The 12,588-nt window shown below is 66.7% G+C and carries 12 protein-coding genes and 1 riboswitch; of the genes, 4 read left to right on the forward strand and 8 right to left on the reverse strand.

The features are described 5' to 3' along the window. Positions 1–34: 34 nt before the first annotated feature. On the reverse strand, positions 35–739 hold the full coding sequence (locus AC5RV2_RS01230) for a YoaK family protein (RefSeq protein ID WP_494090802.1): 705 nt from the start codon (positions 737–739) through the stop codon (positions 35–37). Beyond that, entirely contained in the window at positions 736–2,262 is a 1,527-nt protein-coding gene (locus AC5RV2_RS01235; RefSeq protein WP_494090803.1) for a gamma-glutamyltransferase, read from the reverse strand. The genes AC5RV2_RS01230 and AC5RV2_RS01235 overlap by 4 nt, the downstream gene beginning before the upstream one ends. A 177-nt stretch (positions 2,263–2,439) precedes the next feature. Here AC5RV2_RS01235 and AC5RV2_RS01240 point away from each other — a divergent pair, with 177 nt between their 5' ends. Beyond that, positions 2,440–3,153 (forward strand): FadR/GntR family transcriptional regulator, encoded by a 714-nt coding sequence (locus tag AC5RV2_RS01240; protein WP_494090804.1) that lies wholly within the window; start codon positions 2,440–2,442, stop codon positions 3,151–3,153. 51 nt (positions 3,154–3,204) lie between these two features. Here AC5RV2_RS01240 and AC5RV2_RS01245 read toward each other — a convergent pair whose 3' ends face one another. The 5 genes from AC5RV2_RS01245 to AC5RV2_RS01265 form a co-directional block, all read right to left on the reverse strand. Then, positions 3,205–4,620 (reverse strand): L-serine ammonia-lyase, encoded by a 1,416-nt coding sequence (locus tag AC5RV2_RS01245; protein WP_494090805.1) that lies wholly within the window; start codon positions 4,618–4,620, stop codon positions 3,205–3,207. A 9-nt stretch (positions 4,621–4,629) separates the two neighbouring features. Next, a complete protein-coding gene (gene glyA / locus AC5RV2_RS01250) occupies positions 4,630–5,943 on the reverse strand; it encodes a serine hydroxymethyltransferase (protein ID WP_494090811.1) in 1,314 nt (437 codons plus the stop codon). Between the two features lie 8 nt (positions 5,944–5,951). After that, positions 5,952–6,338, reverse strand: a complete 387-nt coding sequence (gene gcvH, locus AC5RV2_RS01255; RefSeq protein WP_493989946.1) for a glycine cleavage system protein GcvH — start codon at positions 6,336–6,338, stop codon at positions 5,952–5,954. Positions 6,339–6,776: 438 nt separating this feature from the next. Beyond that, positions 6,777–6,878, reverse strand: a riboswitch (glycine riboswitch). Between the two features lie 106 nt (positions 6,879–6,984). Beyond that, on the reverse strand, positions 6,985–8,562 hold the full coding sequence (locus AC5RV2_RS01260; protein ID WP_494090806.1) for an amino acid permease: 1,578 nt from the start codon (positions 8,560–8,562) through the stop codon (positions 6,985–6,987). 278 nt (positions 8,563–8,840) lie between these two features. Next, on the reverse strand, positions 8,841–9,653 hold the full coding sequence (locus tag AC5RV2_RS01265; RefSeq protein ID WP_494090807.1) for an SGNH/GDSL hydrolase family protein: 813 nt from the start codon (positions 9,651–9,653) through the stop codon (positions 8,841–8,843). A 170-nt stretch (positions 9,654–9,823) separates the two neighbouring features. Here AC5RV2_RS01265 and AC5RV2_RS01270 point away from each other — a divergent pair, with 170 nt between their 5' ends. From AC5RV2_RS01270 to AC5RV2_RS01280, 3 genes are all read left to right on the forward strand, one after another. Then, positions 9,824–9,964: a hypothetical protein gene (locus tag AC5RV2_RS01270; RefSeq protein WP_493979801.1), complete on the forward strand. Its 141-nt coding sequence runs from the start codon at positions 9,824–9,826 to the stop codon at positions 9,962–9,964. A 150-nt stretch (positions 9,965–10,114) separates the two neighbouring features. After that, complete coding sequence (locus tag AC5RV2_RS01275; RefSeq protein ID WP_494090808.1) at positions 10,115–11,182, forward strand: hypothetical protein; 1,068 nt, start codon at positions 10,115–10,117, stop codon at positions 11,180–11,182. 13 nt (positions 11,183–11,195) lie between these two features. After that, positions 11,196–12,020 (forward strand): oxidoreductase, encoded by an 825-nt coding sequence (locus AC5RV2_RS01280; protein WP_494090812.1) that lies wholly within the window; start codon positions 11,196–11,198, stop codon positions 12,018–12,020. An 18-nt stretch (positions 12,021–12,038) separates the two neighbouring features. On the opposite strand, the gene AC5RV2_RS01285 is transcribed toward AC5RV2_RS01280, so the two are convergent. Next, the coding region (locus tag AC5RV2_RS01285) for an LLM class oxidoreductase (RefSeq protein WP_494090809.1) at positions 12,039–12,588 on the reverse strand (550 nt) is incomplete at its 5' end.

Raw genomic sequence — 12,588 nt, forward strand, 5'->3', positions numbered from 1 at the left:
CCCCTTTCTCGATCGGGCTCGCAGCGGGCAGGTGTCAGGACGCCTGGGGTTCCAGTCGCCGGCAGAAAATAGCCATCAGGAGAACCAGGGCGGTGGGAACGGCGAGGGCCGTGAGGCCGGCAAAGGGTACGACGGCCGCACCGACGATGGCGCCGCCCAGCATGCTTCCAACGGCTGCCAGTTGGCGTGCCGAAACACGCCGTTTGCGCCAGGTTCGGCCCGCTCCGGCCTCGGCGAAGAATTGCGAGAGGGTGGAGGTGACGACCACGGTGTTGATCTCGGGGACCGCCAGAAGTCTCGCGGCGAGGCTCTGGCAACCCATGGCCACCCCGATGAGGGCGGTGATGACCAGTCCCAAAGATCCACCCCCATTCATGAAAGCGAGGGCGGTGCTCACGGCCAGGAGCACCCCGGTGGTGAGGAACAGCATCCGTGGGGCCGGGGATCCCCGCTTCTTTGCCTCCAGCAGCCTGTTGCACAAGCCCGCCACCATGCATCCGACGCAGAACGCGAGGAGGGCGACCAGCGGGTGGATCAATTCGGCCCAGTCCCCGCTCAGTCCGATCCCCACCAGAATCAGGTTTCCGGTCATGTTGGCACCGAAAATGCGGTCCAGTCCGAGGTAGGTCAGGGCATCCAGGAAGCCCGTGCCGAACGAGAGCACCGTCAAGAGGAGCGGATCGGGAAGCAGCCAGCCGCGCCTGGCACTCTTTGCCGGACGCCTTTCCGTCAGCGTCATCCGAGCGGTCCGTAGCGTCCGGATCCGTCCGATCGGGGATCGCTGGCCGCCACCGGAGCGCCGGCGGAATCCACCGTGACCAGCTGCATGTGCCCCAGCCCGTCGGTGAAGTCCGGCTCCATGCGGGTCCGGCCGAGACTGTCCGCCAAGTGCTCCCGCGTCCCGGCATCCACGGACTGCTCAATGACAGCCACATCGGCACCCTGGTCGTCCTGCACGATCATCCAGCGCGGGCCCAGCAGCGCAGACGCCGGCGATTCGCCCGCCCACTGCCTCAGCAACACCTGGGCGTGGATCTGCGGCTGGGCTTTGCCGCCCATGGTCGACTGGATGTAGCGGATGCGTTCGTGCTCGTCGGTCACCATGACCGGCATCAGCGTGTGCGGCGGCATGGCTCCGCCCCGGAAGGCGTTCGGCTGCGAGTCGTTCAGCGAGAACATAGAGCCCCGGCACTGCAGGATGACGCCGGTAGCCGGATCCATCAGGTACGAGCCGAAGGCCGAGTACAGGCTCTGGATCCAGGACACGCTCAATCCCGTGCTGTCCACGCACGAAATTCCGACCGTGTCTCCGTCGGCCCGGGCCGAGGCGAGTGCGGGAGTCCCGGATGACGGAAGGTCCTCCAGGCCGTAATCGCGGTAGAAGTACGGTTCGGAGTCTTCGCTGAGGATGTTGTCCCGGAGGTGGTTGCAGATCCGGGCATTGACCTGCATGGCCTCGACGACATCCGGCGAGGTCACCGCGTGGCCCGTGGCCGCGGAAAGGTTCTCCAGCAGCCGGATCAGTGCGAAGCCCTGGGTGGGTGGCGGGCTGGTGTACACGGTGTGGCTTTCGCCGCGGTGTGACAGCGGCGCGGCGGTGACCGGGACGACCGATGCGAAGTCGTCGGCACTGAATTCGGCGCGGTGGCCCTGCATGAACGAGAGCAGTGACTCGCCCGTCGTGCCCCGGTAGAACTCCTGAAACCCCTCCGAACCCATGCGGCGCAGCGTTTCCGCCAGCGCCGGGTTCGACACGCGCTTGCCCGGCTCAAACGAGGAACCAAACAACGCGGAGACCAGGTCGGCACTTATTCCGCCGGCAGCTGCTGCTTTGACCGCTGCCATCGTCACCGACCGGGACAGCTGATAGCCGCCGGCGAGTTCGGCCGCCCTTTCGAGAAGGGTCGAGGGCGCCAGCCGTCCGTACCGCTCATGCAGGTGCTGCCAGCCGGCGGGGGCTCCGGGAACCGTGAGGGTCGCCGGTCCCCGGGCAGGCATCTTCTCGCCAAACCGATCCCTCATGTCCGCCAGGCGGCCGGCACCGGGGGCACGGCCTACGGCAAGCACGCACTCAGGCTCTGCATCGGGTTCCTTCACCAGCGCCACCAGATCGCCGCCGATGGAACAGTTGTGCGGGTAGACGACGGACAGGACGGCGGCCGCGGCGATGGCGGCGTCGACCGCGCTTCCGCCTGACTGAAGAACAGCCCACCCGGCCTCCGTGGCCAGGTGGTGCGGCGTTGAGATTGCTGCTTGATTCATTGCTGGGGCTTCCTCTGCTAGTTCACAGAACCGGTAGGGTGGTTGGACCACTTTGGGTAGCATAGTGAGGTGAGTCACTAAACCACAAGGTGTGGGGCCGCGAAATACACTTTTAATTGCCGGAACTTGTGCGGTCAGGGGGAAACCCGCTAACCGGTACCCATAGAGAGGACGAATATGCGCAGCCTGAGGCAGGAGCCCTTATTGGTATTCAGCGATCGCGTAGACGTTCTCGCCGAGGCAATTCGAACTCGGATTGAGGACGGGACCCTGAGCCCCGGAGCTAAACTTCCGAGCGAACGGGAAATCGCCGAGAATTACCGCTTGTCCAGAAATACGGTGCGGGAAGCCCTGCGCGAGCTCGAGGCTGTCGGCCTGCTGTATCGCCGCCCCGGCAGCGGCACCTACGTAGCCGACGAACCGCTTTTGGCCTTCGGCTCCTCGTCGCTGGCCGGCAGCACTGGTGCCGGAGACCCGATGAATCACGTCATGGATCTCCGCCTTGTCATCGAACCGGGGATCGCCAAGCGGGCGGCCATCAGGGCGCGTGGCCAGGTGTCCAAATTGCGGTCGATCCTCGATGCGGCCACCAAAGAAGCGGCCCGCTCCCAGCCCTCGAACGCGGAATTAAGAAAACTCGATCTGGATTTCCACGCGGAACTGGCCCGGCTGTCCCTGAACCCGCTGTTGACCGAATTGTTGGCGATGTCCAATGACCTGATGGCCCCCTCGCGTGCCGACGAATTCCTGACGCTGGAACGCGTCCGGAGCTCTGTGATGTGGCACGGCCGCATTTTTGAGGCTGTCTTGGCGCGCGACGGCGACGGGGCCTTCGATGCCATGGAGGAGCACCTGATCGACATCAAGGGCCACACCGAAAAGGGACAGTGAATACGGGGGCGCAATACCGGCTCCCGCGGGGCTTAGCCGGACCGGGCAGGCCTAGCATTCGACGACGTTGACGGCCAGGCCTCCCATCGCGGTTTCCTTGTACTTGGAGCTCATGTCCTTGCCGGTTTCGCGCATCGTGATGATGACTTCGTCCAGCGAGACGCGGTGCGTGCCGTCGCCCCAGAGTGCCATCTTGGCCGCGTTCACGGCTTTGGCGGCGCCGATGGCGTTGCGCTCGATGCAGGGGATCTGCACCAGGCCGCCGATCGGGTCGCAGGTCAGCCCCAGATTGTGCTCCATGGCGATCTCGGCGGCGTTTTCCACCTGCGCGGCACTGCCGCCCATCACCTCGGCCAGTCCCGCTGCGGCCATGGAGGACGCGGAGCCCACTTCGCCCTGGCAGCCGACCTCGGCGCCGGAGATGGAGGCCTGCTCCTTGTAGAGGACCCCGACGGCGGCGGCCGCCAGCAGGAACTTCACGATGACGTCTTCCTTGTCCGCCTGCGTCGCCTTGTCCATGCCCGGCGCGTAGTGCGTGGCGTAGAACATGACCGCGGGGATGATGCCGGCCGCTCCGTTGGTCGGTGCGGTGACGACGCGGCCGCCCGAGGCGTTCTCCTCGTTCACGGCCAGGGCCACCAGGTTGACCCATTCCTGCCAGTATTTGTGGTCCCGGTCCTTGTCCTCCTTGCGCAGCCGCTCATGCCAGGCCGGGGCCCGACGGCGGACGTTCAGCCCGCCGGGCAGGACACCTTCGCGCCTGATGGCGGAGTCCTTGCAGTCCTCCATCACCTGCCAGATGTGGATCAGGCCGGCACGGATCTCCGCCTCGGAGCGTGAGGCCTTCTCGTTGAGCATCATGATGTCGCTGATGCCCAGGCCGGTGTTGCGGCAGTGTTCCAGCAGTTCCGCCGCCGTCCGGAAGGGGTAGGGGAGGGGCTCCTGGGTGGCATCCGGCTCCCGGGCCGCCGCACCTTCCTCGCCGTCGCGGACCACGAAGCCGCCGCCCACGGAAAAGAACGTCGCCTCGTGAAGGACGGCGCCGGCGTCGTCGGTCACCTGGAATTTCATCCCGTTGGTGTGCCGGGGCAGCACGGTGAGCGGATGCTGCACCATGTCCTCGACCCGGTAATCCAGGATCAGGCCGGCCGAGCCCTCGACCCGCGCGCACAGCTGCAGCTCGCCGGTCGAGGCCATCTCTGCCAGCCGGGTTTCGACGTCGTCCGGCAGGATCTGCTCGGGCTGAAAACCTTCCAGCCCGAGCATCACCGCGGTGAACGTGCCGTGGCCGCGTCCGGTGGCCGCGAGGGATCCGTACAGGTCCACCCGCAGCCCGGCGACCCGGTCCAGCATGCCGCGTGACACCAGTTCACCGGCAAAGACCGCGGCCGCCCGCATCGGGCCGACGGTGTGCGAACTGGAGGGGCCGATGCCCACGGTAAAGAGGTCGAAGACGCCTACGGCCATGATGGCTCCTCAGCGCCCTTCAATGGGCGTGGAAACCGGTGCCAAGTCCGGGTAGAGCGGATGCGCCTGGGCCAGTGCCTCCACCCGGTCCTTCAGGCCGGACAGGTCAGCGGCCGGCCCAGCGATGAGGGCCTCGGCGATGATGTCCGCGACCTCGCGGAACGCCTCGTCGCCGAAGCCGCGGGTGGCCAGCGCCGGCGTGCCGATGCGCAGGCCGGAGGTGACCATGGGCGGCCGCGGGTCGAACGGCACCGCGTTGCGGTTCACCGTGATGTGGATGGCCGCCAGCAGGTCCTCGCCCTGCTGGCCGTCCAGCTCGGAATTGCGCAGGTCAACCAGGACCAGATGCACGTCCGTGCCGCCGGTCAGCACCGTGATGCCCTTCTCCGCGACGTCCTGCTGCGACAGCCGCTCGGCCAGGATCCGTGCGCCCGCCAGCGTGCGCTGCTGGCGGTCGGCGAATTCCTCGGAGGCTGCGACCTTGAACGCCACGGCCTTGCCCGCGATGACATGTTCGAGCGGCCCGCCCTGCTGGCCGGGGAACACCGCGGAATTGATCTTCTTGGCGATGTCCGCCTCGTTGGTCAGGATGATGCCGCCACGCGGGCCCGCCAGCGTCTTGTGCGTGGTGGACGTGACCACGTGGGCGTGCGGCACCGGGCTGGCGTGCAGGCCGGCGGCCACCAGGCCGGCGATGTGCGCCATGTCCACCATCAGGTACGCCCCGACGGCGTCGGCGATCCGGCGGAATTCCGCGAAGTCGAGCTCGCGCGGGTAGGCGGACCAGCCGGCGATGATCAGCTGCGGCTGGTGCTCGTGCGCCAGCCGCTCCACCTCCGCCATGTCGACCCGGTGGTCCTCCTCGGAGACGCCGTAGGCGGCCACGTTGTAGAGCCTGCCGGAGAAGTTGATCTTCATGCCGTGGGTCAGGTGCCCGCCGTGGGCCAGGTTCAGGCCCAGGATCGTGTCGCCGGGCTTGATCAGGGCGTGCATCACCGAGGCGTTCGCCTGCGCACCGGAGTGCGGCTGGACGTTGGCGAAACCGGCGCCGAACAGCTCCTTGACCCGGTCGATGGCCAGCTGCTCGATCACGTCAACGTGCTCGCAGCCGCCGTAGTACCGGCGCCCCGGGTAACCCTCGGCGTACTTGTTGGTCAGCACCGAGCCCTGGGCCTGCATGACGGCGACGGGGGTGTGGTTCTCCGAGGCGATCATCTCCAGCCCGGACTGCTGGCGGCGCAGCTCGTTGTCGATCTGGGCGGCAATTTCCGGATCGAGGACACCCAGGTCCACGTTCAGGCTGGTGCTGGCGACCGCGGCCATTGCCGCGCTCACGCTACTTCACCACCGTTGGCGGAGGCGTACTCCTCGGCGGAGAGCAGGGGGCCTTCCTCCGACACCTGGACGGTGAACAGCCAGCCGGCACCGTAGGGGTCATCGTTGATCACGGCGGGATCGGCCACGGCGTCGCCGTTGACTTCGATGACCTCGCCGGTCACCGGGGAGTAGAGGTCCGAAACGGACTTGGTGGACTCGATTTCACCGCAGGTCTCGCCGGCCGTCACGACGGTACCGACCTCGGGGAGATCCACGTACACGATGTCGCCCAGCGCCTCGGTTGCCACGGCAGAAACGCCGATCCTGGACGGGCCGGAACCGTCGGCGGCCACCCACTCGTGCTCCGCGGAGTATCGTAGTTCGGCGTTGACTTTGCTCACTGTGATGCCTTTCTTAAACACGCTTTTGTTGAGGAGATGAGGAGGTCGCCTCGGTCCCTGCCATGCACCCGTTTTTGTTTGCCTTGACGCTTCGTGCGCGGAAGCACGTGCGGACGGCGATCATGGCTTCGATGAAGCGATCGCTGGCCGCCAGATCCCCGGACTTCTTGGCTCGAAGATCAGGGCGCCGGGCACCGGGAACGACGGGGCGGGGATCAAGGTGGGGCCAGGGCCGGCAACCAAGTCTTTGAATGTCTGCGGAGGAAGCGCCGCTGCAGGTAGGAAGTCATGAGGAACTCCAAGATCGGGCCGGCCCGAGGGCTCGGCTGGGATTGGGGTTCCTCCCCGCTCTGTATTTGACCTGAGAGATTCCGCGGAGTGTGTTCCGCTTGCACCGTCGGTGAGCCAGGCTGCTGCCTGGCTGCTTTCCAGAGTTGCCTAGCCGCGGCGGTACATGGGCCTGAGAGATTCCTGGGGAGGATTTGCTCCTACGGCGCCTGCCCGGATGGTGTGCGGAGAGGACTCTCCCGCCACGGTTCGAAAGGCATTCAGTTGTGGGTGATTCGCCTCACACCCTACACACAGTGCCGGTAGGATCCCAAATTCCCGCGCGTCCGCTCGCGGGGTAGCCCTTACGCGAGCCGGGTCACCGGGTGGCGCCGGCGGGTTCGTCCTCGAGGTCCTCCGGCGCCCGGAGGTCCATCTCGAGCAGCGGCACCATCGTGGACTTGGTGATGAGGCGGTGGGCCAGCCACAGGGCGATGAAGACCGGCAGTCCGATATAGGAGGAAAGCACCTCCATGCCCCGTCCGGCTAGCACGGCCTCGTAGTTCTGTCCGGCGATGACCAGGACCAGCATGGCGAAGGCCAGCAGCGGGCCGATGGGGAACAGGGAGGCCTTATACGGCAGGTCGCTGACCTTGTTGCCCTGCGCCAGAAAGCCGCGCCTGAAGCGGTAGTGGGAGATGGCGATTCCCGCCCAGACGATGAAGCCGCACAGGCCGGACATGTTCAGCAGCCAGGAGTAGGCCGCGCCTTGACCGACGATCGCGGAGAGGAACCCGAAGAGTCCCACGGCCGCGGTGGCCAGGAGCGCCGGAATCGGCACGCCGCGCGCGTTAGTACGTCGGAAGATTTTCGGGGCCTTGCCGTCATGGGCCATGGCGTAAAGCATGCGCGTGGAGGCATATAGGCCGGAGTTGCCCGCCGAGAGGATGGCGGTCAGGATCACCGCGTTCATCAGAGCCGCCGCGAAGGCAATCCCGGCGCGCGAGAAGACGAGCGTGAACGGGGATACTGCGACGTCGGCCTCGCCGGAGGCCAGCAGACTCGGATCGGTGAACGGGATCAGGCAGCCGATGATGAAGATGGCACCAATGTAAAAGAGCATGATGCGCCAGAAGACCGTGCGGATGGCTTTCGGCACTTCGCGGCGCGGGTTCTTGGCTTCGCCCGCGGCCACGCCCACCAGCTCGGTGCCCTGGAAGGAGAACCCGGCAATCATGAAGACCGAGATGATCGAGACCCAACCTCCGTGGAACACATCATCGCGGTTTTCCCAGTTGCTCAGGCCCGGGGAGTTGTCCCCAAGGATGCCGAAGATCATCAGCACACCGGCGATCAGGAAGAGCACAACTGCGGCGACCTTAATGAGCGAGAGCCAGAACTCTGACTCGCCGAAGGACTTGGCGGAGAGGGCGTTGAGCCCGGTCAAGACGAGCAGGAAGATTCCGGCCCAGACCCAGCCCGGGACTCCCGGGAACCAGAAGTCCATGATGATTCCGGCGGCGACCAGCTCGGCGGCCACCGTGATGGCCCAGTTGAACCAGTAGTTCCAGCCGATCGCGAATCCGAAGGACGGCGAGACGAAGCGGGTGGCAAAGGTCTGGAAGGAGCCGGCGACCGGAATCTTGGCCGACATTTCGCCCAGCGACTGCATCAGCAGGAACACCATCAGTCCGACCAACGCATAGGCGGCCAAGGCTCCGCCGGGTCCCGCCTGGGAAATCGTGCCGCCCGAGGCCACGAACAGCCCCGTGCCGATCGCACCGCCGATGGCGATCATCTGCAGGTGACGGCTGCTCAGCCCGCGCTTGAGTTCGTTGCCGGCCTTGCCGGAGGTGCGGCCCGCCCCTGTCCCTGGCAAGGGTTCGCGTCGTGTTTCTGCAGCGGGTGTGGGCGCGACGTCACTGTCGTCTGTATGCGTGGGGGAGCTGAGTCCCATTGTGCCTCCGGAAGGTAGCAGCGGCGGTTCAGCTTTCCGGCGGGCGCGCCCGCCGGAAAGGACGGTGATCAAGCTAACACGCGCAGAAAATGAGTCATTAAACAGGGCGGATGTTGCTGACAAGAACTTCAAAATCTTACGAGTAGCCGCGTCCCCGCACGAAAAGCAGCAGAGTTGCTAATCCGGTCGCGCTTTTGAGCAAATGTCGCGTGTTCGTCTGCTACGGACTGCGTGTTGCAGCCTGTCCGGAAATATCCAGTGCTAGAAAATATCCACTGCTAACGGCGTCCCTGGAAGGCCTGCCATGTCAGTTCGGCCAGGGCGGCCTGGCCGGCGGGGCCGGGGTGGAAGTAGTCCAGGGTGCTGATTTCGTTCGCGGAGAACTTGTAGGCGTACACGGCGCCCCGGTCCCAGTGGCAGTTCCCGTGCCGTGCACATGTCTCCGCGAGGATCTCATTAAAGGCTCGCTCGCGGGCAACCACTTCCTGCCGCTGGTCCTCGGTGACCGCGGCGCCGAGCATGGACGGGCAGGTTCCGGCGGCCGCCCAGACCCGTCTGGCCTCCCGATCTGTGCGCAGGACGGACCACAGGCGATGAAGGTCGGGAATGCTGCTGACGTAGATGCGGGCCTGCGGCAGCCCGCGGTGCAGCGACTCGAGGGCAGTCGCGACGTGCTGGGCAAAATCGGCGGTGGACGTCATCGCTGCTGCCGAAGAGGCACACAGGTCGTTGGCCCCGATGAGCAGGGTGAGGTAGTCCGCCTTCTGGGCCACTGCCATGGACGCCTGTCGAGGAAGATCTGCCGCCTTGGCGCCGCTTGCCGAGTCGTTAAAGTTGTTGTTGTTGATCTGGGGGTGCAGCGCCGCCAGCCGCTCGTAGTGGCTGCGGATGTCGTCGGACCGCCCGTCGCCGGTTGACCAGGACTTGGCCGGGTAGTTGCCGGGCCGGCAACAGGTGTTTGCGGCCTGGGTAATGGAATCTCCGAGTCCCGCAATGGCACTTGGATACGATCGCGGGGCGACGGACCCAGGCAGAGCAAGCAGCGCCAACAGCATCAGCGGCAGGATCAGGAACCGGACGGTGCTGCCCACGAAACCTTCTCCATGTCGACGACTCTAATCACCGACAGCAAATGCCGCCATAGAACGAGGACGATACGTGAATCGTCCCGAGCGTCATGGATGCCTGGCAGGAGTGGCACCAAGCAGCAGGTGGCGCGTGTCTTGGTCCGGGGAGCGTCCGGTCGACGTAGGCTCAAGTCATGGATGGCGAAGTGACCGAGTTGGAAGGGCAAACCACCATTAATGAGCTGCTGGACGAGCCGGTCGGCGTTTCACACATCCAGATGACCCTGCCGATCTATGTCCAGCTCCGGGCAGGCGAGTTCCGCCGTCTTTCCTGAACGCTCCGGCGCAGGTCACCCTCTGCCCGGCGGCCGCGCCGGCGATGCTTTTCCGAAGCGCCTCGCTACACTGACGGCATCGACGGTGATCGGGGGACGGGCGCGGTGAAGCGGAAGCGGCAGGGAAACCGGGGCCGGAGGGTTGGGCCGGTGATGGCGGCAGCGCTGGCGGTCGGCGCCCTGACCTCCTGCGGGCAGCTGCCGGGAGACCCGGGGGAACCAGCACGGCCCGAGGCCGAACTCGTCGACGCCGTCGATTGCACAACAGCACAGCACATGGTCGAACCGGGGAATCCGTCCCAACCTCCGCCGCCGGCGGTCGGCGGCGTGCCCGAAGCCTTCGCGCCGGTCGATGTCATCCGCTGTGATGCCCTGGCGATGGCAACCGTCGAGGACGAGGACGGCCTGTGGTCGGCGGTCACGGAAGAGCGCCTCACCGGAAACATTGACGCGCTGCTCACTGCGCTGGCGCAGCCCAGCGACGGACCCAGGGCGAACCTGGTCTGCACAGCCGACATGGAAATGGTCCCCGATCTGTGGTTGGTGGATGCGGATGGCAAGGCCATGCGTGCCGCGTGGCCGACGGATTCCTGCGGCAAGACGAAACCCGGGGTCCGCGAGGTCCTGGCGGGCATGACCGTCATCGAGTCGACCCGGCACCGGCTAAAACTGATCCAGCCGCGGGCGGCACTGGATGCCGGTTGCCCCGCCGAGTGGTCCGTCAAGGCGATGCCGGGAGTGACCGAGCTGGCGCCGTTCGAGCAGCCGGGAGCGGCGCAGCCGCGCGGCAGCGGCGAGGGCGTGCCGGGTTCCCCCGGCCTTTTGCCACGCGCCGGCGAGGTCGACGCCTTGAGGATCTGCCAGTACCGGACGGCGCCGGTGCCGGCCGCAGAGGATGAACTGCCCGCCGACGCGCAGCCGGACCTGAATTTTGGCGTCATCCGGATCGTGTCGGGGATTTTTTCCAAGGGCGGGAGCCTGGAGGGCACGGCAAAGGACGCCCTCCTGAACTTGGCCGCACAGGATAGGGATGCTGGCGCATGCGCCGGCGACGCAACGGAGTTTGCGGTGCTCTGGCCGCTCGCCGAGGGGCAGGGCGCCGGTGCTCCGCTGACGGTGGAACTCGACGGTTGCCGGCGGCTTTTCGCGCTCGACGGCGCCGGCCGGACGTTGCCGGACGAGGCGCGCACCGCCGTCGTCATGGCTTTGGAAAAGTGAGGGGGGCCCGATGGTGACGGACAAAGTTGCCCTGGTAACCGGAGCGTCCTCCGGGATCGGGGAACACACCTGCCGGGAACTGGCACGCGGCGGCTTCACCGTCTACGCGGCCGCGCGCCGCGTGGAGAGGATGCGCCCGCTGGAAGAGCACGGGGTGCGCGTCCTCGAGATGGACCTGGCCGACGACGCGTCGATGGTGCGCGGGGTGGAGCACATCCTGTCGGAGCAGGGACGGCTGGACGTTCTGGTCAACAACGCCGGGTACGCCTCCTACGGCGCCATCGAGAACGTGCCGCTGGAGGACGCCCGGCAGCAGTTCGACGTGAACCTGTTCGGGCTGGGGCGGCTCATCCAGCTGGCGGTCCCGGCCATGCGGGCCCAGGGCAGCGGGCGGATCATCAACGTCTCCTCGATCGGCGGCGTGTTCTACGAACCCCTCGGCGGCTGGTACCACGCGGCGAAATTCGCGGTCGAGGGTTTGTCGGACTGCCTCCGAGTAGAGCTCAGGCCCTTCGGCATCGACGTGGTGATCGTCGAGCCCGGGCCGATCCTGACCGAGTGGGACGCCATCGCGGTGGAGAGCCTGCTGCAAAGTTCCGAAGGCACGGCCTACGCGCAGCAGGCGGAGAGCGTGGCGCGGGCGATTGCCGGGGCCTACACGGAACGCACGGGAACGCGGCCGGAGGTTGTTGGCCGGCGCATTGCCCGGGTGGCGGCCGCTCGGCGCACGCGCAGCCGGTACCCGGTCGGCAGGGGCGCGCGGACGATCATGGGCGCTCGCCGGCTGCTGCCCGACCGGGTCTTCGACGCCGTGCTCGCCCGGATCTATCAGCGCTGAGCCGGAGCGGAAGGGCTGCTAAGACGCGCGGGAGCGGCTGCCTTTCGGGGAGGCTCTCAGGTGATCGCGCAGGGTGTGTCCCGAATAGGCGGTCCGGAACCGGCCCCGGGCCTGCAGTTCCGGCACCACGCCGTTGACGAAGTCTTCGAGTGAGGACGGGTAGAGGGCCGACATGATCACGAAACCGTCAGCCGCCTCAGAGTCGTAGAGTTCGCACAAGTAGTCGGCGATGTCCGCCGGATCGCCCACGGGCTGGGGTTTCAGCTGGTTCATGGCCTGCGCCATCGCCAGCTCGCGGACGGTCATGGATTCCCGGCGGGCTGCGGTCAGGAGCATTTGTTCAAAGCCCTCGCTGCCCGTGGCCCCGCGGTGGGCCAGCAGCAACTCCTCGGCGCTGCCGGCCGGCGTCAGGTCCTCCCGGGCCGCGTGGAGGAGCCGGCCCAACTTCGTCAGGACGTCCTCCTCATCAAGCGCCGCCTCCAGGCCCAGCACGGCTTGGCGGGCGGCGGCCGGCGTGGCGCCGGTGATCGGCTGGACCGCCGGGAGCACGGCCAACTGATCCGGATTC

It is taken from the genome of Arthrobacter sp. Y3225116 (assembly GCF_059091245.1).